The organism is Saccharibacillus sp. CPCC 101409, assembly GCF_030518235.1.
GTDB lineage: Bacteria > Bacillota > Bacilli > Paenibacillales > Paenibacillaceae > Saccharibacillus.
The window spans coordinates 509,771-532,681 of sequence record NZ_JAULSA010000002.1 but is presented as its reverse complement, the minus strand read 5'-3'; the positions used below and the strand labels follow the sequence as shown (position 1 = coordinate 532,681).

The following is a 22,911-nucleotide window of genomic DNA, read 5'->3' as shown; positions in this document are numbered from 1 at the left end:
TGCACTTAAACCGTGTGCAATTCAGCCAATCGAAATCCTAGCATTAAACTGAGACAAGCGACTCGGCAAGGAACTTTTCCGAAGGCGTGCCGGGGCACGTCAAGGGAACGTGACGTAGACGAGGGCGAAAAGGCGGCAAAAGATGCACTTCAGCGAATTTAAAGACACGCCCTAATTTATCAGTCCGTGGAACATTCGTCAAATCGTTTTCTTCTATAAAAAAAAGCGCCGCCGGAAATTCCCCGGCGGCGCTGCCTCGGCGGCTGAACGACTGAACGCTCGGCGGATAACCTTTAGCGGCTGGTGTAGCCGGCGTCTACATGGATCGTCGTCCCCGTTACGTAAGACGACAGATCCGACGCCAGCCACAGGCTGGCCTGCGCCACTTCGACCGGCTGCGCAAAGCGGCCGAGCAGACTGAGCTGCGGCGCGAATTCTTCCGCCGTCTGTCCGGTTTCTTCCAGCGAACCGCGCAGCATCGGGGTGTCGATCGCGCCCGGCGCCACATTGTTGACGCGGATATTGCGGGCGCCGTTCTCCAGCGCCGCGACTTTGGTCAGCCCGATAATACCGTGCTTGGCCGCCACGTAAGCCGGATTGTTCGGCTGCGGACGAAAGCCGCTGACCGACGAGATATTGACGATCGAACCGCCGTCGCCCTGCTTGATGAGCTGCTGAAGCTCGTACTTGAGACACAGCGCGGTGCCGGTCAGGTCGATCGAGATCAGCTTGTTCCAATAGTCTTCGTCGAACTCGGCGGTCGGCGCGTTATCCGGCGTCAGCGCGGCGTTGTTGACTGCGATATCGAGCCGGCCGTATTGCTCCACCGTCGCACGCACCATCTCCTGCACCTGCGCGCTGACCGAAATATCGACTTTTTGGAAGAAAGCCGTTCCGCCCGCCGCTTCGATCTCGGCCACGGCCGCCCGGCCTTTCTCTTCGTTCATATCCGCCGCCACAACCTTCGCTCCGGCTTCCGCGAACAGCTTGGCCGTCGCCAGCCCCATGCCCATCGCCGCTCCGGTTACGATGGCGACTTTGCCTTCCAATACGGGAAATGTCATGATCTTCATCCTTTCGCGACTGTGCGCTTTGTTTTGTGGAACGCGGTATCTCTTGAACACAGTATCCCTTTAAGCGTAACTTGATTCGAAAGTAATTTCAAATTCGCACTATTGTTTTGGCAAGCGCAAGGTATGAGCAAGCCTCTGCCAAGAAAATTCATCCATAACATCCGTTCAAAAAAACAGCATTTTGCCGCCGATGTTCTTGTCACGCCGAAAATACGTATGGGAAACGCAACCACGAATCCAAAGCAAACCAAGCCTGCTTTCGATTCGAAATAAATGCGCCTGTACATCTATTTTGCGATAATATCCGCTTTTTGAGCAAATAAGCGCACCCGTACACTTATTTGTCTCATTCCAAGCTTTTACGCAGCTTTTTGATCCAAATAGTTGTACCTGCGCGCTTATTTGGCCATCAAGCGGCTTGCGGTCCGAAATAACTGTATCTGCGCAGTTATTTCGGACCGCTGTCCCGGGCCGAAGCGCGGCACTGCGGCGCCGCCGGTTCGGGCCGTCTGCGGCAAAAGCCGGTTCGTCCGGTTCGCCAAGCTCGCTCGTACCGCGTACAACAAGACGGAACCCCCGCGTCGAATGCGCGGGGGTCCCGTCTTGCAGGCCCGCCGCCCCTTCCGCGGCGCCGGCAGCCTAGCGGAGCGGCAGCACGATGCGAAACGTGCTGCCCGCCCCCGGCTCGCTCGCAAGCTCCAGCGAGCCGCCGTGCGCTTCGGCGATCGACTGCGAGATCGCCAGGCCCAGCCCCGCGCCGCCGCTGCGGCGCGAGCGCGACTCGTCGCCGCGGTAGAAGCGCTCGAACACCCGGCGCTGCATGTCCGCGGGAATGCCCGGTCCGTTGTCTCGGACCGAGATCACCGCCGCCTCGCCGCGCCGCTCCAGCGCAAGCGCGATCTCGCCCTGCCGCGCATCCGTATGCTGCACGGCGTTGCCGAACAAATTGAGCACGATCTGCTTCAATTTGTCCGGATCGGCTGTGACTTCCGGCCCGCCGCCGGCCGGAAGCGACAGCGTCACCCGGCGCTCGCCGGCCAGCATCCGCAGATGCGACTCCAGCTCGCGCAGCAGCGCCGCCGGCCGCAGCGGCGCAAGCCGGAGTTCCGGCCCGCGGTCGAGCTTGACCAGCAGCAGCAGGTCCTCGACCAGCTTGTTCATGCGCTGCGATTCGCCGTGCATGCTGCGCAGCGCGGCCCGCAGCTGCTGCTCGCTTATCGACGAGCCGCGCAGCAGCACTTCCAGGAAGCCGTGAATCGACGTCAGCGGCGTCCGCAGTTCGTGCGACGCGTCCGCGATAAAGCGGCGCATCCGCTCCTGCGATTCGCGTTCCGCGGCGAAGGCGAGCTCCAGCCGCTCCAACATGCCGTTGAACGACCGGGCCAGCCGGTCGGTCTCCGCCTGGCCCTGCTCCGCCGGAAAGCGTTCGTCCAGCCGGCCGGCGTCGATGACTTTGACCTGCTCGACCATGCGCGAGAGCGGCGAGAGCGACCGGCGCAGCACCGGCCGGTACAGCGCGAAGCCGCCGGCCAGCGCCAGCGCCGCCAGGCCGCCGAAGATCGCCAGCTGCCGCCACAGAATGTCGCGCAGCGCCCCGGTCGCCGTGCCGATCTGGAGCATCGGCAGCTCCCCGCCGCCGAAGTTTCCGGCGGCCCGAACCACAAGCAGCTGCTCCGCGCCGTCCGCCCCGGCGGCGAGCACGTAATGCACGCGGCCGCCGCGCTGCGCCGGCTCCGCCCGCAGCCGGTCGTATTCGCGCGCCGACAGCACCGGCGCGGGCAGCCCGTAGTCCGCGTTCAGATCGGTCACGCGGCCGCTTTCCGCTACCGAAGCCAGCGACAGTCCCGCCAGCAGCAAAGCGCGCCGCCCCGGCACGCCGAATCCGCCGCCGCTGTCTTCCGGCATTCCGCCGCCGTTTTCGTAAACGTCCCGCTCCGCGGTTTGTTCCGATTCCGAAACCGCTTCCGAATCGGCATTCGATTCCGCCGGATCTCGATCCGAGCTTTGAACCGAACTGCCGGCCGATTCCTTCTCCTCCTCGCCCGCCGACCCGCCGTCTGCCGACAGGCTTCCGTTTTCCGCAGAATCTCCGCCCTGCGGCGCGCCCGTCCGCTCGCCGCCCCATTCCGCCGCCAGAAAAGGCGGAACGGCCCGCAGCTGCGCTTCCAGCGATTCCGCTTCGTTTTGGTACAGAAATCCGCGCATTAGAAAATACTGGAGCCCCCCGATCAGCACCAGCAGCGCGGCCAGCACGAACAGCGAACGGGCCAGCAGCTGTCCGTAAAGCGAGCGTCCGCCGAATTTCCCGCCCGCGGCGCCGGCTCTTTTTTTCGCTTCTTTTTTCATAACAAGTCCATCCGGTAGCCGGCTCCGCGCAGCGTGCGGATCAGCCGGTGCTCGCGGTCGCCCAATTTCTCGCGCAGGGAGCGGATATAGACTTCGACGATATTTTCTTCGCCGCCGAACTGGTAGCCCCAGACGCTGTCGAGAATTTTCGTTTTGCTGAGCACGATCCCGTGGTTGAGCACCAGGAATTTGAGCAGCTCGTATTCCGTCGGCGACAGCGACAGCGCTTCGGAGCGGTACAGAATCTCTCCGCGCCGCTCGTCGATCCGAAACGGTCCCAGCTGCACGCCGCCCAGCAGATTCGGGAACTGGTTGCGCAGCCGCGCCTGGATGCGGGCCAGCAGTTCCTCGAAGCTGAACGGCTTGACCATGTAGTCGTCCGCGCCGAGCGTCAGCCCGCTTACCCGGTCGTCGACGCCGTCTTTTGCGCTCAGCATGATGACCGCGACGTTCGACCCGCTTTTTTTGAGCCTCCGGCAGACTTCGAATCCGTTCATCTCGGGCATCATGATATCGAGCACGACGATATGGGGCCGGAACGCTTCGGCTTCGCGCAGCGCCTCCGAGCCGTTCTCCGCCGTGCGCACCTCGTACCCTTCGCCGCTCAGTCCCAGCTCCAGAAACTGCAAAATATGCGGCTCGTCGTCCGCCAGCAGAATTTTGACTCCTTTTCCGCCCGTCATGGCGACCTCCTCCGTTCTATCCCGCTCTGCGTCCACAGCCGGGCTCTACCGCCCCATTATGCCCTATTTCAGCAGCTTTCAGCAAACATTCAGTTGGCGTTCAGGCTGATTTCAGGTGCGGCGGCGACAATAGAAATAACAAGAATCGCAGCCGGGAGCGAGATATGCGCGTAAACGCGCCCCGGCGCGGATTCGATATTCATTTCACATGTTAAGGAGTGACTTGCACCGATGAAACCCCCTGCGAAATTCCGCCCGGACTTCTGGCTGCTCGCAACGGCGCTGATCGCGCTGTTTCTGAACGGCTACAACATCTGGACCGAAACCTACGCCAATACCTACTACACCGTCGCGGTGGCGAGCATGATGGAGAATTTCCACAATTTCTTCTATGCTTCGCTCGATTCCGCGGGCTCCGTGACGGTCGACAAACCGCCGGTCGCATTCTGGATTCAAACGATCAGCGCGCTTATCTTCGGCCTGCACGGCTGGAGCGTGATTCTGCCGCAGGCGCTGGCCGGAGTCGGTTCCGTATTCCTGATCTATCTGCTCGTCAAACCGTCGTTCGGCGTCTGGGCCGCGCGCATCGCCGCGTTCGCCATGGCCTGCACGCCGGTCGCCGTCGCGGTCAGCCGCACGAACAATATCGACGGCCTGCTGGTATTCACGCTGCTGCTCGCGAGCTGGCTGCTGTTTCGCGCGGTGCGCCGGGGCGGCATCTGGAGCCTGCTCGGCGCGTTCGCGGTGATCGGGATCGGCTTCAATATGAAAATGCTCCAGGCGTACATGATCCTGCCGGCGTTCTATCTGTTCTACCTGCTGGCGGCGAAATACGGCTGGAAAAAGAAAATCCTGTCGCTCGTCGCGGCCACCGCGGTGGTGGCGGCCGTATCGGTCTCCTGGGCCGTTACGGTAGACTCGATTCCCGTGAGCGAGCGGCCGTTTATCGGCAGCAGCGGAACGAACTCCGTGCTGAATCTGGCGTTCGGCTATAACGGCGTGTCCCGGCTGACGGGCGATCGCAGCACGGGAGCCGCGGGCGGTTCCGGACAGGGTTTCGGCGGCGGGCAAAACCCTGGCGGCCGGGACGGACAGGCAGAAACCGGTTCGCAGGGCGCGAACGGCTCGAATGCCGGAAACGGCGCGTCTGACAGCCGGAACGCCGCCGGCGTCCAGGGCATGCCGGGCGGTCAAGACGGCGGTTTCGGCGGCCAGAACATGCCGACCGGCGGTTTCCCGGGCGGCGGAAACGGCGGCGGTGGCGGCATGTTCAACACCGGCGAAGCGGGCCCGCTGCGGCTGTTCCAGTCGGAGCTGTCCGGACAGGCCAGCTGGCTGATTCCGCTGGGCTTGATCGGCGCGGCGGCGATTCTGGCTTCGTGGCGGCGCCGGAATTTTACGGACAAGCATAAAGAAATCATTTTCTGGCTGGCTTGGCTTGTTCCGGTCGCGGGTTTCTTCAGCATCGCGGGCTTCTTCCATCAATATTATCTGATTATGCTGGCCCCGCCGGTCGCGGCGCTTGGCGCTGCCGCGATTACCGAACTGTGGGACGCTTACCGCAATCGAAGCGGCTTCTCTTCGTGGCTGCTGCCCGCGGCCGTGCTGGTCACGGCGGGCTTTGCCTGGTTCATTATCCATCCGTACGACGATACGATCGGCGGCTTCTGGTCGGTCGCGGTGCTGGCGCTCGGCATCGTGTCGGCGGCGGCGCTGGCTTTGTTCAAACGCGGCGCTTCCGCTCTGCGCGGCGCTGCGATGGCCGCGGCGATCGCGGCGATGTTTATCGGCCCGGTTTACTGGGCGCTGACTCCGATCGTCTACGGGCAGAATTCGCAGCTTCCCGCGGCCGGCCCCGACAGCGATTCGATGGGCTTCGGAGGCGGCGGACGCGGCGGCGCGAACTTCGCGGGCGGCTTCCCCGGCGGCTCCGAGAACGGCTTCCCGGGCGGAGGCACGCCGGACGGCGGCGCATCGTCTTCCGGCGAAGCTTCCGGCAGCGGCGGCTTCCCGGGCGGCGGGAGTTCGGGTTCCGGCCGGGGCGGCGGCTTCGGCGGCATGAACGAATCGGAATCCGCCAACCAGGACCTGCTGGCCTATCTTCAAGCCCACAATACCGGCCAGGAGTACCTGATGGCGGTCACCAATTATACGACGGCCGCGCCTTACATGATCGACGAAGGACAGAAACTGGTCATCCTGAACGGATTCAACGCTTCCGACACGGTCTATACGCCGGCAACGCTTGAAGCGCTTGTACGCAGCGGCAAGGTCAAATATTTCCTGCTCGGCGGAGGCGGCATGGGCGGCGGGCGCGGCGGCAGTTCCGACGTGACGAGCTGGATCACCGAGAACGGCACGCAAATTCCGTCTTCGGAGTGGCAGGGAACGTCTTCCGCGGACAGCGATTCCGATGCGGACTCGCAAAACGGCTTCGGTTCGGCCAGCCTGACGCTGTACGAAGTCACGCTGCCGGCCGAATAACGTTCGCAGCCGGCAGTAAGTCCCGTCCCCGACGTTTCAACATACGATCGCACGACCCGAATCATCTATTACATTCCCGAGGAGGCGAGCACGATGGGAAACAAAGCACGGGTTTCCGTGATTATCCCGATGTACAACGAAGAAGCCGTCATAGCCGAGACGTATCGCCGGCTGACGGAAGTGATGCGCACAAGCGGCGAAAGCTACGAGCTGCTGTTCGTCAACGACGGCGGCTCGGACCGGTCGCCGGACATTATCCGCGAGCTGTCGCTGCGCGACGCGTCGGTCAAGCTGATCGATTTCTCCCGCAACTTCGGCCACCAGGTCGCCGTAACCGCGGGCATGGATTACGCATCCGGCGACGCCGTGGTCATTATCGACGCCGATTTGCAGGACCCGCCGGCGCTGATTCTCGACATGCTGAACAAATGGCGCGAAGGCTACGAGGTCGTCTACGCGCAGCGCGTCAAACGCAAAGGCGAGACGCTGTTCAAGAAATGGTCGGCGGCGCTTTTTTACCGGGTGCTGCGGGCTTCGACGGAAATTTCGATCCCGGTCGACACCGGCGATTTCCGGCTGATCGACCGCAAAGTCTGCGACGAGATGAACCGGCTCGGCGAACGCAATCCGTTCGTGCGCGGCCTGGTCAGCTGGACCGGCTTCCGTCAGACCGCGATCGAGTACGAACGCGACGAGCGGCTGGCCGGCGAAACCAAATATCCGCTCAAAAAAATGATCAAACTCTGCCTGGACGGCATCACTTCTTTTTCGCATAAGCCGCTGAAGCTGGCCGGTTACGCGGGCGCGCTGATGTCGGCGGGTGGCTTCGTTTATATGCTGTACGTGCTCGCCATGGCGCTGTTCACCGACAGTACCATCCGAGGCTGGGCGTCCACCATCTGCCTCCAGCTGATCTTCGACGGCGTAATCCTGGTGATGCTCGGCATCATCGGCGAATATGTGGGCCGTATCTACGACGAAGCGAAAGGCCGGCCGCTGTACATCGTGCGCGAAACGCTGAATATGCAGAAACGTCCGCTGCGCGGCGACAGCGCCGGACCGCGAGTTTACGCCGCCCCGGCCGGCTCCCCGCCGCTCGGCCGGGAAGCTTACGGCGACCCGTCGTCCTACGCCGGCGAATCCGAAGCGATTATCCGCGCGGCGGAATCCGCCGATTACGCGGACCCTGCCGGCGAAGCGCGCCCGGTTCGCAGCCGGCCGGACAGTCCCGCCGCTGTTCCCGCCGATTACGCGCTCCGGTATGCGCATCACGAACCGCCGCATATTACGCTCCGGCATCCAACCGGCACGGGAGGCGAGCGAAGATGAAGATCCGCAAAGCCGTGATTCCGGCCGCCGGTCTCGGCACGCGCTTCCTGCCGGCGACCAAAGCGCAGCCGAAAGAAATGCTGCCGATCGTCGACAAACCGGCGATCCAGTATATCGTCGAAGAAGCCGTCGCGGCCGGCATCGAGAGCCTGATTATCGTCACCGGCCGCAACAAGAAATCGATCGAAGATCACTTCGACAAATCGGTCGAACTGGAACAGCAGCTTGAAGAAAAAGGCAAGCTCGATCTGCTGCGCAGCGTGCGCGGAATTAGCGAAATGGCGAGCATCCATTATATCCGCCAGCGCGAGCCGCTCGGATTGGGCCATGCCATCCTGTGCGCCCGGCAGTTTATCGGCGACGAACCGTTCGCCGTGCTGCTCGGCGACGATATCATGGTCTCCGATCCGCCGGCGCTCAAGCAGATGACCGACTTGTACGAACGGACCGGAAGCCAGATCGTCGGCGTGCAGCCGGTTCCCCGTTCCGAAGTGAACAAATACGGCATTCTGGTACCGGGCACGGCGGACGGCTGCGTGCATGCGGCCGCCGGCCTAATCGAGAAGCCTTCGCCCGAGCAGGCGCCTTCGAATATGGCCGTGATGGGCCGTTATATTCTCGAACCGTCGATCTTCGCCCGGCTCGAAGCGCTGTCTCCCGGCGCGGGCGGCGAATACCAGCTGACCGACGCGCTGCACGCCGCCTGCCGGACAGACGGACTGCTCGCGCTCGAACTCCAGGGCGCCCGCTACGATATCGGCGACAAGTTCGGCTATATGAAAGCGATCCTGGAGATCGGCCTCCGGCGCTCCGAACTCTCGCCGATGCTGCTCGATTACCTGCACGAACTGGTTTCGCGGCCGGAGTATGCCAGAGCGGCAGTACCGCTCCCTTTGAATTCGCAAAACGCATAGCTTAAAGCTATAACGGAACTTTATTTCTCATACACGTTTTTGCTATCCCTGTCCAAGACTTCGTTTCCGCTTCGCGGAGAACGAAGTTTTTTGGCGTTTTGAATTCGACGATTTTGTGAATCGGCTTCCGGTTTCTTCTCCGGCGCCGTATTCTGTGCTATATTACATTTAGACATTTAACTAAATGTTGAAATGAGGTGTACACATGGACCGAATATTCAAAGCGCTGGGCGACCCGACCCGCATGAAGATCGTCGATCTGTTGAAAGAAAGCGACCTGACCGCGGGTGAGATTGCCGAGCACTTCCAGATCAGCAAGCCGAGTATTTCCAATCATCTGAATATCCTGACGCAAACAGGGCTCGTTCATGTCGAACGCCGCGGCAAATACCTGATTTATCAGTTGAACATGACCGCTTTTCAGGAATTGTTCTACTGGATGTCCAAATTTCGCGGCGAGCGACGGACTTCGTCCGGGTCGGAATCTTTTCCCCGCTCCGAATAATGCCAACCCCGTCTTCCGGAAGCGCCGCCGTAAAGGAGAGTTCGATATGTCGGTATGGAACAAACGATTGTCATGGATTCTGATTGCCGTTATCGCCATCGTCAGTATCGCCGTTTACCCCGGCCTGCCGGAGCAGCTTGTCATTCGGATCAGCGATAGCGGCGTTCCCCTGAACACGGCTCCCAAATGGATCGGAGCCTGGGCGATTCCGCTGGTCATGCTGCTGCTTCATGCGACAAGACCTTATGCGCTGCGCGGCGTTCCCGGAAACAGTGTAAGGGATGCGGGTTTGATTTCTATGATTGTTCAGTTCGTGCTTGCCGGAGCGCAGATCGCACTGCTGCTCTACGCCTACAATCGCGGTTTTCTGCTTCGGGACTTGATCGTCCCCGCGCTCGGTCTGCTGCTTATTTTTATCGGCAATGTCTTATTTCGAGCCCGGCCCAACTTCTCGTTCGGCCTCCTCAACAAGTGGGCTCTAGCGGACTCACAGGCCTGGAAGTCGTCTCAGCGGTTCGGAGGCTGTTCTTTTATTTCCGCCGGTTTGCTGGTGGTCGCCGCTTCTTTCCGTCCGCAGTCCGCACTGTTTTATACGGCTCTCATCGTAGGACTCGTCATGATCAATTACGCTGCTTCTTTTTTCTTTTATCGAAAATATACGTCGGCCGGCGGCAGGTAAACGCATACGAATAAGCCAAACAAAAAACGGCCCGCCGCCGCTTGGCTCGGGCCGTTTTTGTGCCGGTTACTTTTGCAGCAGATCGTGATCGACATACCGTTCGCCGTTCAGCTCGCTGATCACGTTGACCGCCGTTTTCGCGCCGTCGCCCGCCGTAATCACCGCGTGCACGCTGACGCCCGCGACGGTGCCGGCCGCCCAAATGCCCGCAATATTGGTGCGTCCCGCGGCGTCGACGGCGACAACCGTTTTGATGCGCGGCTCGGTGCCGTCTGTCGTTTCCACGCCGGACTTCGCGGCCAGGTCGGTCAGCGCGCCGGTCGCCAGGATCACGTGCTTCGCTTCGTAAGACGCGCCGCTTTCCGTGTCGATCTTGAAGCCTTCGCCGCTTTGTTCGATCGAAACGGCCTGCTCGCGCACCAGCTCGGCCCCGAATTTCTGTGCCTGCTTATGCCCCGTTTCCACCAGTTCCGGTCCGCCTACCTGCTCGATGCCGTAATAGTTTTCGTACCAGCCGCGTCTCGTCATGCCTTTGTCGTTGTCGATCAGCAGCGTGTGCTTGCCCGCCTTGGCGGTAAACAGCGCCGCGCTCGCCCCCGCCGGTCCCGCTCCGATAACTGCCACTTCGTACATTGTGATTCCTCCCATTTCCGTATTCGGCCCGCCGGTCTTCATACTTCCGCCGTCCGTTCTTTTTCATTATACGCCCGTGCGATCACCATGAAAAATACAACCTCCGATTCCGCGCCCGTTCGGGTTAACATCCCTTCGCTGCGGGATTGCCCGCGCCTCCGATATGCGATACGATGCAAACAGAACCTTCCGGGCGGCGAAGCGCAGGAGGCATCCGATCAAAGCTTGCCGCGCCGGAATACCAAAGGAGACCGCTATGACGCATAAACTGTATTACGATTCCGCTTATACGCGCGAGTGGACCGCCCGCATCTCGCAGACCGCGCAGCGGGAAGACGGGATTTACGTGCTGCTGGACGAAACGGCGTTCTACCCCGAGGGCGGCGGACAGCCGGGCGATACGGGCTGGATCGGCGAAGCGCGCGTGCTGGATACGATCGGGGAAAACGGCGATGTGATGCACCAAGTAGACCGGCTGCCGGGAGAAACCGGAGAAGAAGTGTCCTGCGAGATCGATTGGGAACGGCGGTTCGATCATATGCAGCAGCACAGCGGCCAGCATCTGCTGTCGGCGACCGCCCTGGAACTGCTCGAAGCGCCCACGCTCAGCTTCCATCTCGGGCAGGACCACGCCACGATCGACGTGGACCGGTCGGAGTGGACGGACATCGAGCTGGAGAAGCTGGAATATGAGGTCAACGCGCGGATCTTCCGCAGTCTGCCGATCGCAAGTTATACGGTCAGTCCCGAAGAAGCGTCCCGGCTTCCGCTGGTTAAAGCGCCTTCCGTCCGGGGAGACGTCCGCATCGTCGAGATCGAAGGCATCGAATACAATGCCTGCGGCGGCACGCATGTCCGTTCGACCGGCGAGCTGGGACTGGTGAAGCTGCTCAGATCCGAGAAGCAAAAAGGCCTGCTGCGCATCACGTTCAAGACCGGCTTCCGGGCGCTGCGCGAATTCGGCGAACAATCGAAAGTGCTGAACGCCCTGTCGTCCAGGCTCAGCACGCCGAAAGAAGAACTGCCCGCGCGCATCGACAAGTGGGCAGCGGAAGACCGGAAAAGGCAGTCCGAACTGAATGAACTGCAGGGTCTGCTGGATCAGCATACGGCAAGCGAGTTGATCCAGCAGGCGGAAACTTCCGGCGGTCCGGTAGCGAAGCTGTTCGGCGACCGGATGCTCAAAGATCTTCAGCAGCTCGCTTCCTCCCTGATCGGGCGGACCAAAAAGCCTGTCGTGCTGGCTTCCGTGCCGGAACGCAAGCTGCTGCTGGCCCACGGCGGCGAATCCGGCTTCTCCTGCGGCAGCGTGCTCAAAGAAAAGCTCGCCGAATTCGGCGGCAAAGGCGGAGGCGGAGACAAATCCGCCCAGGCCGCTTTCGGCTCCGAAGACGAACTGCTCGACTTCTATGCCATGCTGACCGACCGCTTCTCCGGCGGCGAAGAACGTTCCTGAGCTTCCGGGCATTTGGATCGATTGATGAAGACTCCTGCTGAAAAAGGGAGTCTTTTTCTTTTTATTTCTTGCCCTTCTCCACTCTTTCAAGCTATCATAGAGAATGATTCTCAATGAGGCCCGGATTCGGCGGCCGGCCGTCTTACATAGGGATACAAGCAGATAGAAAAGAGGGATTGGCATTAACATTTTGAAACGTTTCTTCGAATTTTACCGCCCGTATAAAGGATTGTTCGCGCTCGACTTCTGCTGCGCCGTTTTCGCCGGCCTGCTCGAGCTGACCTTCCCGCTGGCGGTCAACGTTTTTATCGACGACCTGCTTCCCGGCGGAAACTGGGGACTGATTATCGCCGCCTGCGCGGCGCTGCTGGCGATCTACGCGCTGAATACGGCCATGCAGTACATCGTAACGTACTGGGGACATATGCTGGGCGTCAATATCGAGACTGATATGCGCAGAAATCTGTTCGGCAAGATCCAGAAGCTGTCGTTCCGGTTTTTTGACAATCATAAAACCGGTCATCTGATCGGCCGCATCACAAACGACTTGAACGATATCGGCGAACTGGCGCACCACGGGCCGGAAGATGTGTTTATCGCCGTCATGACGCTGATCGGCTCGTTTATCCTGATGTACAATATCAGTCCGGAGCTTGCGATCATCACGTTTATCGTGGTTCCGGTTATGGCCTGGATGATTATCTTCTTCGGCCGCCGCATGACGCGCACGTACAGCCGCCTGTTCGGCAACGTCGGCAACTTCAATGCGCGGATCGAAGACAATATCGGCGGCATTCGCGTCGTGCAGTCGTTCGCCAACGAAGCGCACGAGCGCGAACTGTTCGATGTCGAGAACCAGGAATTCCGCAAAACGAAGCTGCTCGCTTATAAAACGATGGCCGGCAGCATGTCGGTCAACTATATGATGATGCGGTTGATCAGCGTGCTTGTGCTCGTGTTCGGAGCCTGGTACTTTATCCGCGGCGAGATCCTGATCGGCGAATTCGTCGCTTTCCAACTGCTGGCGAACGTCTTTTTCCGTCCGATCGAGAAGATCAACGCGGTTATCGAAAGTTATCCGAAAGGCATTGCCGGCTTCAGGCGCTATCTGGAAATCATGGATACCGAGCCGGATATTCAGGACGCGCCGAATGCCAAAGCCGTCGACTCGCTCAAAGGCGAGATCCATTTCGACAACGTCTCGTTCGGTTACGAGAACGAACGGCCGGTGCTCGAAGACATCAGCCTCCAGGTGCATCCGGGCGAGACCGTCGCTTTTGTCGGCCCGTCCGGCGCCGGCAAAACGACGATCTGCAGCCTGCTGCCGCGCTTCTACGACGTAAAGTCCGGCTCGATCAGCGTGGACGGCCTCGATATCCGCGATATGAAGCTGGAATCGCTGCGCAAGCAGATCGGGATCGTGCAGCAGGACGTGTTCTTGTTCTCCGGCTCGATTCGCGAAAATATCGCATACGGCAAGCTCGACGCTTCGCTTGAAGAGATCTGGAACGCCGCGGAGCGCGCCCATATGGCCGACGTCATCCGCCAGATGCCGGAAGGCATGGATACGATTATCGGCGAGCGCGGCGTAAAGCTGTCCGGCGGCCAGAAGCAGCGGATGGCGATCGCGCGCATGTTCCTCAAGAATCCGCCGATCCTGATTCTCGACGAAGCGACCTCGGCGCTCGACACCGAAACGGAACTGGCGATCCAGAAATCGCTCGCCGAACTGTCCGTGGGCCGTACGACGCTTGTAATCGCTCACCGTCTGGCGACGATCCGCAATGCGGATCGGATCATCGTCGTGAACAAAGACGGCATTGCCGAGCAGGGCCGCCACGACGAACTCGTCGCGTCGGGCGGCGTTTACAGCCGTCTGCACGAAGCGCAGTTTGGCAGCTGACCGAACGGGGTTAATGAAGAGAAGAAGGTCAATTGCTGGATTCGACGAGGAGCTGATCCGATGGACGAAGTGACGATGAAGCGCGTGGGACGTATTGTAGCCGGGACACTGGCCGGAGCGGGAGTAGCCGCCTGGTTCCTGACTTCCGCCCAGGGCGCCGGCGCAAGACGCGGCATGCGCAAGCTGGCCGATCAAACGAAAGATCTCGGTCACGAGACGGTCGAGAGAACGCTCGATTTGATCGCGCTGGGCAAAGAGATCACCCATGAAGAGGATTGGAAAGAAGCGATCGAAACACTGGAAACGGAGCCCGAGACCGGTTCTTCGCCTGAAGAATCGTCGGACTCCGCCGAAGCCCAGGATAAACCCGGGGACAAGCCGGAATAAGCGCCGTTCCGGGATCGCCGAAAGCGTAAGGATCATCGGCTTCCGCTTGACAGAGATCGTCCGTTTACTCCGTATCAGCCGGCACTTCGGCCGCCCTATCGGCGGCCGGGGTGTCTTTTTTTGTACAAACTGCTGGCTGACTCTATTCAGAACCGCCGATGAGGGTAATACTAGAAGAGAACCTTTCAGACAGGAGGCCTACATATGGCGAATCAAACAGTAAAATTTATTGCCGGACTTGCGGCGGGTGCCGCGGTGGGAGGCGCCGCAGCTCTGCTGCTTGCGCCGAAAGCGGGAGCCGAAACGCGCCGCGATCTGGCCGCGATCGACTACAAGGCCAAAGGCATCGAGTTGAAAGACAAAGGGATCGAACTCAAGGACAAAGGCGTAGAAGTCGCGCTCGGAATCAAAGACAAAAGTCTTGAACTCAAAGACCGCGGCGTCGCCGCCGCGATCGATCTGAAAGACAAAAGCGTGGATACCGCGCTTCTGATCAAAGACAAAAGCGTCGGCACCGCCGTCACGATTAAGGAAAAAAGCCAGGAGACGTTCGAAACGGCCAAGAACAAAGGTCAAAGCGCCATCGTAACGCTCAAGGAAAAAGGCCAGATCGCAGCCGAAAAAGGCAAAGAACTGATCGCTTTCGGCAAAGAAGTCGCCGAAGTCGCCCAGGAATGGAAAGTCGAGATCGAAGCCGCGATCAACCAGCTCAAAGTCGAACTGGAGAAGTTCCAGCGCGAGCAGGAGAACGACACGCAGCTCCAGGACGATATCAACAAGCTCAAAGCCCAGACCGAACAAACGGCGGCCGTGGTCAAAAATGCGCAGCAGCGGATTGCGAATACGTCCACCACGGGAGCCTGATTCCTCCTCTTTAGCTTGACGCAACCGCGTTAGAAAGAACAGCAAACCGCGCCCGGCAGCGAAAAGCAAAATCCAAAACAGCCTGGATTCCTCTGACGGAATCCGGGCTGTTTGTCGTCATCTTCAACGCTTGAATACTCGGGTTACGCGCGACAGCACGGCTGCGAGCGCTTTGCGTTCCAACAGTAAATTGGCAATCAGAATCACGAAGCCGGCCCAGAGCGCAACGCCGATCGCCTGAACGACCCAGCTCCACATGCCTGTCGCATGCAGATCGAAGACGGTCTCGAACGGCGCAATAATAATCGCCCCCGTCACGAACACGCGAATCAACCGCAGCAGAGTGGGCGTAAAAGAGATTCCGATCAATTTGTGCGCATACAGCAGATCGATCGCCCGATAAGCCAGACCGAGCGAACTGCCGATCAGTACGCCTTTAAGTCCCAGCGGAAACACCAGGATCGTCGAAGCAATCAGTACAATCACGGCTTCGATAATAGCGCGATGACGGGTTTCTTTGAAGTGCCCGGCCGCGATGATAAGCGTGGATTGAGGAATTTTCCAGTTCTCCAGCACGCCGATTACCACGAACAGCAGCAGAACGATGCCGTCTTCGTAACGGGTGGTGCTGATTCCGTCCGTATAGACATGAACAAACGGCAGCCCCAGAATCCAGGCGCATGAATATACGAATGCCAGGATCATATAGAACAGAAGCTCATACTGCGAATACGAAACTTGCAGGTTGCTCCGCATTTCTTTTTGCGTAAAAAGCTGGCCGAAGCCGGCCGTAAGACCGTTGTTGAATACCCCGATAATCATGTTTATGCCGGTGAATACGAGCGCGTAGACCGAATAAATACTGACGTCGGTCAATGTGGCAAACAAGGTGAGCAGAATAACCGGAGAACCGAAAACGGCCATGCGCGACAGCTCATGCACGAGTACATTGTTTCGGTTGGCCAGCGCGCTTGTATCCGGCTCGGCATCGAAACGGGCGTCCGGATATTTGCGTTTGGCGTACAGGATGATCCCTATCGCCTGCAGCAGCTGCGCTCCGAGCGCGGCTGTATATACCAGCGCAAAATGGGCTCCCGCATGCACCATGCCGACAATAATCAGCGTATTGGCGATCAAGTAAACGATGCGGAATATCGAAAGCACGTAATTGGACTGCGAAGCGACAAGCAGCGCGTTGTACTTGGCTATCGTAAAATAATTCAGCAGGCTGGCGCTTCCGACAGCGGCGACCAGAGCCGCGACTTCAAAGTATGTAATTTGCTCGCCGATCACGAACAGCGGATATACGAACATCATAATCAGCACGATTCCGGAGGCGTATAACCCGATCTGGCGATACGTATTTTTGGCGGCGGTCAGTATGCGGTTTACCGCAGCCGTATCGCCTTCCGCCAAAGGTTTATAAAGCGAAAACGTCAGCGCGCCCGAGATGCCGACCTCGATCAGATACAAGTATCCGATAAATTGCACGATCGAGACGACCAGCCCGTTGACGTTCGATCCGTAACTTTCGATAATCAGGCGGGGAATAATCAGTCCCGCTCCGAAATTGATCAGCTGCATCAAAAGGGCAGTCAGGGTATTGTATATGGCGCGTTTGGTTCTCACGGCTTTTCCATTTCCTTTCGGCTGGGACGGATCCTGTCAGCTTCCGTATTTTTGTTTGATTTTGGCGTATGCTTTGTCTCCCACCACGGCTCGCGTCATCCGGAGCGCAAAACCGATTTGACGGCCGAATTTTCGCCAGAGCAGACTTTTGCTGCGCCGAATATCTTTTTCGCTCAGCCAGGAGCCGGCAAAGTGGTGCACGGTATAGCTTTCCTCGGGAATGGGTTTATCGGCGATCTTTTCCTTGTCGGGATTCCAATCCATCGGGCTGAATACATTTTTGGGATAAAGGGCAAAACCTTCGAACACCTGATACTCATTGTTCGGCTCGAATCCTCTGGACAAGCAGTATTCGGTAATAATTTTCACGTTCGTCGTAATATCCATATTCCCGTCCGGTTTGATAAAAGAGCGGTCCGTATAGTAATCGAGAAACGCATGCATGACGGGACTGCCCGCTTTGGCCCCCATCACCGCGGTCGGAATCGTTTTGGGCGTCTCGAAGCCGGAAAACGCCTCGTGATGCAGAAAAGGATCGAGCGATTTAAGCACCTGCAGATCGGTATCCATATAAATTCCGCCCTGCGTATACAGCGCATATAAACGAACGTAATCGCTGACGAACGCAAATTTTCGCGCTTTGTACGCTTGACGCACAAACAGGTTGGATTCGATATCGAAGCTGTCCTCGTCCCAGCGAACGATTTTGTAATCCGGCAGATACGTTTTCCAACTTTCGATACATTTTACGGCAAGTTCCGGCAGCTCCCCGCGCCCGAACCAGCAGTAATGAATGATTTTGGGGATGTGTTCCTGTTCCACCTGCATTCCTCCCTAATTAAATGATTCGAGCCTGCGGAGACTTGGCAATCGCGCTGCGGGCCCGTTCACGTTTTCTTTTTCTCATATTCGAAAGCAGCAGCAGGATCCGCAGATAAACAGCCGCCGAACCGTACAGCCGCCGCCGGCAGATTCGGGCCAATATGCGCATCGGCATCCAGATTTCGCGATCGCGCGCCGCTTTGCTCATGCAGCTTCCGAACAGCGGATGACGCCCCGCGGTTTCCAGTTCCGAACGAACGAAGCGGCGGCCCAGCCCTACAGACAAATTGTGCAGGCAGGCGTTTTGGATCCGCTCGAAGAACAGTCTCGTCATCAGATTGTCATAGACCGCGCGATCTTCGTAGTCTGCGTAATATTCGCGAAAGCGGTCTACGAGGAAAAGTTCTCTTTTCAAATAATCCGGCTTCGGACTGTTCATCAACGAATTTTCGCGCTGGAAATAGTAATAATAAGACCCCTGTACCGAAGAGCAGACCGCGACATGTTTCAAAAAGCACAGATTGAACAAAACGTCTTCGCTGAACACGTTGCGATTCGACTCGAACCGCAGACCGTGTTTTTCAATAATCGCCCTGCGGTAAATCTTGTTCCAGACGACGACCGAATACTTTTTGCCGTTCCAGAAGCGGTCGAGACCATAGCTGCCGATCTCCAGCTTCTCGTCCCGCAGTTCAAGCATTCCGCGCACGAACCGGCCTTCCGGGTAAGCCAGCGTAAAGTCGCAGGCGCACAAATCCGCCGAGTCGCGCTCGGCTTTGTTCACCATTTTCTCAAACATTTCGTTCTCGATCCAGTCGTCCGAATCGATAAATGCCACAAATTTGCCCGAAGCGGCATCCAGTCCGGTATTGCGCGCTCCGCTGAGCCCCCGGTTCTCCTGACGAATCGGTACGATTCTCGCGTCGCGCGCGGCATAGGCCGAAATAATTTCCGGAGAACGATCGGTCGAGCCGTCGTCCACGATAATAATCTCGATCTCTTTCAGCGTTTGGGCCGATAAGCTGTCCAGACATCTCTCCAGGAAATCTTCGATATTAAATACCGGCACAATCGCGCTTATGAGAGGTTTCAGCGATTTCGCCTCCTTTTGGTTAGACTTATCATTCTTGGGCCCTGCATGGCCTTGGCGTATGCGGCTATATAGCTAATGTATGTATAAAAAACGTATAAACGAAGCCGCATTTTTTTGTTTTTTACCTAAAATATGGTACCTAACTCCTAAGCACGTGACATATTTAACCTGCACCCGTGACGATTGAATCAGTTGAAAATAATTACTGAAAATTTACGCAGCACTTTTCGGAAAATCGTAAAAAAGATCCTTACATTCCGGTTTCGAAATGTAAGGATCTTCTATATCCCATCGATAATATCCAGTCTTTGACGGTTAAGCCGCTTTTCTCGCCGCGATCTCTTCGCGCTGCGCCAGCGTCTTTTTCCACAGGCCCAGGATCAGGCCGGAGATGACCGCGCCGATCAGCACCGCCACGATGAACAGCAGCGCGTGGTTCGCTAGGAAAGCGACGAAGATGCCGCCGTGCGGAGCCGGAACGTTGACGTGCCACAGCTGGGTCAGGCCGCCGGCTACCGCCGAACCGATGATGCAGGAAGTCAGGACGCGCAGCGGATCGGCCGCCGCGAACGGAATCGCGCCTTCGGTAATGAAGCTGAGGCCGAGCACATAGTTCGTGATACCGGATTTGCGTTCCTGCTCGTCGAACTTATTGCGGAAGAACGTCGTCGCCAGCGCGATCGCCAGCGGAGGCACCATGCCGCCGGCCATAACGGCCGCCATCCATGCGCCGTCGCCCGTCGACGTGAAGATGCCGATCGCGAACGTATACGCCGCTTTGTTGAACGGACCGCCCATATCGATCGCCATCATGCCGCCGAGCACCAGGCCGAGCAGCACTGCGTTGCCCGTGCCGAGATTTTCAAGCACATTGGTCAGGCCGGTATTGAGCCAGCTGAAGACCGGGTCGAACACATAGTACATGATTACGCCGGTTGCGAACAAGCCGAGCACCGGATACAGCAGAATCGGTTTCAGGCCGTCGAGCGTTTTCGGCAGGCCTCTGAGCATCCTGCGCAGGCCGATGACGATATAACCGGCCAGGAAACCGGCGGCCAGACCGCCGAGGAAGCCGGCGCCCGACTGGCTTGCCATATAACCGCCGACGATACCCGGCATCAGCGCCGGACGGTCGCCGATGCTCATCGCGATAAAGCCGGCCAGGATCGGAATCAGGAAGTGGAACGCGCTGTCGCCGCCGATATTCATCAGCAGTTTGTACACCGGATTATCGGAACCGCCTCCGCCCCATTGTTCGAACAGGAACGAGAGCGCGATCAGGATACCGCCGCCGACCACGAACGGAAGCATATGCGAGATGCCGTTCATCAGGTCTTTATAGATCTTGCCGCCGACGCTCGGTTTGCCGGAACGGTCGCCGCTCGCGGCAGCTCCGCCGCCGCTGTGACGGTAGATCGGCGCTTCGCCGTTGACCGCTTTGGTAATCAGCTCTTCCGATTTGCGGATCCCGTCGCTGACCGGACGCTGGAGCACCGGCTTGCCGTCGAAGCGGGCCATTTCCACGTTCTTGTCCGCCGCGATAATGACGCCGCTCGCGCGGGCGATCTCGGCGGCCGTCAGTTCGTTGCCCACGCCTTCGGAGCCGTTCGTTTCGACGCGGATATTGATACCGAGTTCGCGCGCTTTCTTTTTCAGCGCGTCTTCGGCCATAAACGTATGCGCGATTCCGGTCGGGCACGCCGTAACCGCAACCACGAACCGATCGGAATCGGGATTGCCGACGATCACGTCGGACAAACCGGAAGCGCTTCCTCCGACAGACGAATCCGCTGCTCTTGCCGCTTCCGCTTTCTTCGCTTCCCGGGCGGCTTCGGCCGCGTCGGATTCCGCCTGCTTGGCGTTGAACAGTACGGTAACTTCGGCCGGAGTACTCGTGCTCTTGAGCTGCGCGATAAAGTCGGCATCCACGAGCAGCCGCGACAGGGCGGCCAGCGTGCGCAGATGCGTATTGCCCGCGCCTTCCGGCGCCGCGATCATAAAGAAGATTTCGGCCGGCTGGCCGTCTAGCGATTCGTATTCGACGCCTTTGGAGCTTTTGGCGAAGACGACCGTCGGTTCGTTGACCGCGCTCGTCTTGGCGTGCGGCATCGCGATGCCGTCGCCGATCCCCGTGCTGGACTCCCCTTCGCGCTTCAGAATCGCCTGCTTGAACGCCGCGGGATCGTTGATTCTTCCGCTTGTATTCAAGGACGCGATCAGTTCGTCGATCACGGCGTCCTTGGTGGTGGCCTGCAAATCCATAATCATGACGGATTCAATCATCAGGTCCGTAATTCTCATCTTGTTCCACTCCTCCGGAGGTGTTGGTCGACGCGCGTCCGTTACTTCGGCGCGCGCCGCTTGATGCTATCGAAACGATGGGATCGGGTTGAAGCCCAGTTGAAAAATAATAGTTACAGCTCGCTCACTTTCACCTGCGGCAGCAGCGATTCGATCTTGGTCCTCTCGGCCAGATCGTCCGAGAACGCCGTGGCGCTGCCCGAAGCGGTGCCGGTGCGCAGCGCGGCCAGCGGATCGCCGGTTTGCGCCAGCGTGCCGACGAAGCCGGCAATCATGGAGTCGCCCGAGCCGACGGAGTTTTTGACTTCGCCTCTCGGCACGTCGGCGTGGTACACCTTCTCCTGCGTTACCAGCAGCGCGCCGTCGCCGGCCATCGAGATCAGCACGTTTTGCGCGCCTTTCTCCAGCAGCCTGCGGCCGTAGCGGATCAGGTCTTCGCGTCCTTCGATCTCGACGCCGAACAGCTCGGCCAGCTCGTGATGGTTGGGCTTGACGAGCAGCGGCCCGTGCGGCAGCGCTTCCAGCAGCGCCTCGCCCGTCGTGTCGATGACGAAGCGCGCTCCGCGTTCCTTCACGATCGCGATCAGCCGCCCGTAGAAATCTCCTCCGAGCGACGGCGGAACGCTTCCCGACAGGATCACGACGTCTTCTTCGCTCAGCGCTTCCAGCTTCCGCGTCAGCGCTTCGGCTTCTTCGCCGCCTATTCGCGGCCCCTGCCCGTTGATCTCGGTTTCGCCGCCGTGCTTCAACTTGATATTGATGCGCGTATCGCCTTCGACCGGAACGAAGTCGGTACGGATCGATTCGCCCCGCAGCACGTCTTCGATAAAGCGTCCGGTGAATCCGCCCAGGAAGCCGAGCGCGGTATTGGGAATATCCAGCCGGCTCAAGATGCGCGAGACGTTGATGCCCTTGCCTCCCGGAAGTTTCAGGTCCCGCTTCATGCGGTTGAGAGCGTCCAGCCGGAGCTCTTCGACTTCCACGATGTAATCGATGGAAGGATTAAGCGTAACGGTGTAAATCATGATTTATCCCTCGATTATTTTGGTTTTTTCAACAATGGATTTCTTCCAACGTTCCGGAACGGAATCGGTGATGATCGTCGCTTCTTTGAGATCGAACAGTTTGGCAAAAGCGACTTCGCCGAACTTGCTCGCATCCGCCAGCACGTAAGAGCGTTCCGACAGCTGCCGCGCGCGGCGCTTGATCAGCGCTTCTTCCGGGTCAGGCGTCGTAAAGCCGAACTCGGCATTGACGCCGTTCGTTCCGATAAACGCTTTGTCGAACCGGAAATTGTCCATGTTCTGAAGCGCGATGCTGCCGATTACCGCTTTGGTATGGCTTTTCATCATGCCGCCGAGCAGGTAGGCGCGGATATTCTTGCTCACCAGCGCCTCCACGTGCGACAAGCCGTTGGTGACGACTGTAATGTCGCGCGCTTCGATATAAGGAATCATCGCCAGCGTAGTCGTGCCGGCATCGATGTAAATACATTCTCCGTCGCGAAGCTGCTGCGCCGCCGCTTGACCGACTGCGTTTTTTTGTTGAACGTTTTTGAAGGTTTTTTCTTCCATGCCCGGTTCTTCGCTCCGGCGGTGCAGCAGGGACGCCCCGCCGTGAACACGTTTCAGCAGATGCTGGGATTCCAGGTCGATCAAATCGCGTCTTACGGTCGATTCCGACGTGCCCAGAGCTTCAACCAGCTCCTGCAGCTTGACGATGCCCGACGACTGTAAGCGCTGTAATATGAGTCGATATCGTTCTTCTGTCAGCATGTTCATTCCTCCATCTGCTCCTCATTGTAGCATAT

The 22,911-nt window shown here is 58.8% G+C and carries 19 protein-coding genes; 9 read left to right on the top strand and 10 right to left on the bottom strand.

Annotated features, from left to right (window positions below; translation table 11 throughout):
- Positions 1 to 293 precede the first annotated feature (293 nt).
- The 3 genes from QWJ34_RS06550 to QWJ34_RS06540 all read right to left on the bottom strand — a co-directional run bounded on the left by QWJ34_RS06550 (position 294) and on the right by QWJ34_RS06540 (position 4,102).
- Positions 294 to 1,064 carry an SDR family NAD(P)-dependent oxidoreductase gene (locus tag QWJ34_RS06550; protein WP_302726258.1) on the bottom strand — a complete coding sequence of 257 codons (771 nt, stop codon included), beginning with the start codon at positions 1,062 to 1,064 and terminating at the stop codon, positions 294 to 296.
- A gap of 648 nt (positions 1,065 to 1,712) precedes the next feature.
- Positions 1,713 to 3,419 carry an ATP-binding protein gene (locus QWJ34_RS06545; RefSeq protein WP_302726257.1) on the bottom strand — a complete coding sequence of 569 codons (1,707 nt, stop codon included), beginning with the start codon at positions 3,417 to 3,419 and terminating at the stop codon, positions 1,713 to 1,715.
- Positions 3,416 to 4,102: a response regulator transcription factor gene (locus tag QWJ34_RS06540; protein ID WP_302726256.1), complete on the bottom strand. Its 687-nt coding sequence runs from the start codon at positions 4,100 to 4,102 to the stop codon at positions 3,416 to 3,418. The genes QWJ34_RS06545 and QWJ34_RS06540 overlap by 4 nt, the downstream gene beginning before the upstream one ends.
- Positions 4,103 to 4,333: 231 nt before the next feature.
- Between QWJ34_RS06540 and QWJ34_RS06535 the strand changes: the two genes are divergently transcribed.
- The 5 genes from QWJ34_RS06535 to QWJ34_RS06515 all read left to right on the top strand — a co-directional run bounded on the left by QWJ34_RS06535 (position 4,334) and on the right by QWJ34_RS06515 (position 10,013).
- Entirely contained in the window at positions 4,334 to 6,586 is a 2,253-nt protein-coding gene (locus QWJ34_RS06535) for a glycosyltransferase family 39 protein (RefSeq protein WP_302726255.1), read from the top strand.
- A 93-nt stretch (positions 6,587 to 6,679) separates the two neighbouring features.
- A complete protein-coding gene (locus tag QWJ34_RS06530; RefSeq protein WP_368046295.1) occupies positions 6,680 to 7,915 on the top strand; it encodes a glycosyltransferase in 1,236 nt (411 codons plus the stop codon).
- On the top strand, positions 7,912 to 8,829 hold the full coding sequence (gene galU, locus QWJ34_RS06525) for a UTP--glucose-1-phosphate uridylyltransferase GalU (protein ID WP_302726254.1): 918 nt from the start codon (positions 7,912 to 7,914) through the stop codon (positions 8,827 to 8,829). The genes QWJ34_RS06530 and galU overlap by 4 nt, the downstream gene beginning before the upstream one ends.
- A 205-nt stretch (positions 8,830 to 9,034) precedes the next feature.
- Positions 9,035 to 9,334, top strand: a complete 300-nt coding sequence (locus QWJ34_RS06520; RefSeq protein WP_302726253.1) for an autorepressor SdpR family transcription factor — start codon at positions 9,035 to 9,037, stop codon at positions 9,332 to 9,334.
- A gap of 46 nt (positions 9,335 to 9,380) precedes the next feature.
- Positions 9,381 to 10,013: an SdpI family protein gene (locus QWJ34_RS06515; RefSeq protein ID WP_302726252.1), complete on the top strand. Its 633-nt coding sequence runs from the start codon at positions 9,381 to 9,383 to the stop codon at positions 10,011 to 10,013.
- A gap of 66 nt (positions 10,014 to 10,079) precedes the next feature.
- Here the strand turns inward: QWJ34_RS06515 and QWJ34_RS06510 are convergent, their stop codons facing one another.
- A complete protein-coding gene (locus QWJ34_RS06510) occupies positions 10,080 to 10,646 on the bottom strand; it encodes an FAD-dependent oxidoreductase (RefSeq protein ID WP_302726251.1) in 567 nt (188 codons plus the stop codon).
- 256 nt (positions 10,647 to 10,902) lie between these two features.
- On the opposite strand from QWJ34_RS06510, the gene QWJ34_RS06505 reads away from it, so the two are divergent.
- The 4 genes from QWJ34_RS06505 (at position 10,903) to QWJ34_RS06490 (ending at position 15,256) form a co-directional block, all read left to right on the top strand.
- Positions 10,903 to 12,102 (top strand): alanyl-tRNA editing protein, encoded by a 1,200-nt coding sequence (locus QWJ34_RS06505; protein ID WP_302726250.1) that lies wholly within the window; start codon positions 10,903 to 10,905, stop codon positions 12,100 to 12,102.
- A 187-nt stretch (positions 12,103 to 12,289) separates the two neighbouring features.
- Positions 12,290 to 14,005 carry an ABC transporter ATP-binding protein gene (locus QWJ34_RS06500; RefSeq protein ID WP_302726721.1) on the top strand — a complete coding sequence of 572 codons (1,716 nt, stop codon included), beginning with the start codon at positions 12,290 to 12,292 and terminating at the stop codon, positions 14,003 to 14,005.
- Positions 14,006 to 14,065: 60 nt separating this feature from the next.
- The gene (locus QWJ34_RS06495; protein WP_302726249.1) at positions 14,066 to 14,392 is read left to right on the top strand and encodes a hypothetical protein; all 327 of its coding nucleotides are present in this window, start codon (positions 14,066 to 14,068) and stop codon (positions 14,390 to 14,392) included.
- Positions 14,393 to 14,596: 204 nt separating this feature from the next.
- Positions 14,597 to 15,256 carry a hypothetical protein gene (locus tag QWJ34_RS06490; protein ID WP_302726248.1) on the top strand — a complete coding sequence of 220 codons (660 nt, stop codon included), beginning with the start codon at positions 14,597 to 14,599 and terminating at the stop codon, positions 15,254 to 15,256.
- Between the two features lie 123 nt (positions 15,257 to 15,379).
- On the opposite strand, the gene QWJ34_RS06485 is transcribed toward QWJ34_RS06490, so the two are convergent.
- The 6 genes from QWJ34_RS06485 to QWJ34_RS06460 form a co-directional block, all read right to left on the bottom strand.
- Positions 15,380 to 16,885 (bottom strand): polysaccharide biosynthesis protein, encoded by a 1,506-nt coding sequence (locus QWJ34_RS06485; protein WP_302726247.1) that lies wholly within the window; start codon positions 16,883 to 16,885, stop codon positions 15,380 to 15,382.
- A gap of 36 nt (positions 16,886 to 16,921) precedes the next feature.
- Positions 16,922 to 17,707 carry a glycosyltransferase family 32 protein gene (locus QWJ34_RS06480; RefSeq protein WP_302726246.1) on the bottom strand — a complete coding sequence of 262 codons (786 nt, stop codon included), beginning with the start codon at positions 17,705 to 17,707 and terminating at the stop codon, positions 16,922 to 16,924.
- 16 nt (positions 17,708 to 17,723) lie between these two features.
- Entirely contained in the window at positions 17,724 to 18,776 is a 1,053-nt protein-coding gene (locus tag QWJ34_RS06475) for a glycosyltransferase (RefSeq protein ID WP_302726245.1), read from the bottom strand.
- Positions 18,777 to 19,115: 339 nt separating this feature from the next.
- The gene (locus QWJ34_RS06470; protein WP_302726244.1) at positions 19,116 to 21,101 is read right to left on the bottom strand and encodes a PTS fructose transporter subunit IIABC; all 1,986 of its coding nucleotides are present in this window, start codon (positions 21,099 to 21,101) and stop codon (positions 19,116 to 19,118) included.
- Positions 21,102 to 21,214: 113 nt separating this feature from the next.
- Complete coding sequence (gene pfkB, locus QWJ34_RS06465; protein WP_302726243.1) at positions 21,215 to 22,126, bottom strand: 1-phosphofructokinase; 912 nt, start codon at positions 22,124 to 22,126, stop codon at positions 21,215 to 21,217.
- Positions 22,127 to 22,129: 3 nt separating this feature from the next.
- Positions 22,130 to 22,876 carry a DeoR/GlpR family DNA-binding transcription regulator gene (locus tag QWJ34_RS06460; protein ID WP_302726719.1) on the bottom strand — a complete coding sequence of 249 codons (747 nt, stop codon included), beginning with the start codon at positions 22,874 to 22,876 and terminating at the stop codon, positions 22,130 to 22,132.
- Between the last annotated feature and the right edge of the window lie 35 nt (positions 22,877 to 22,911).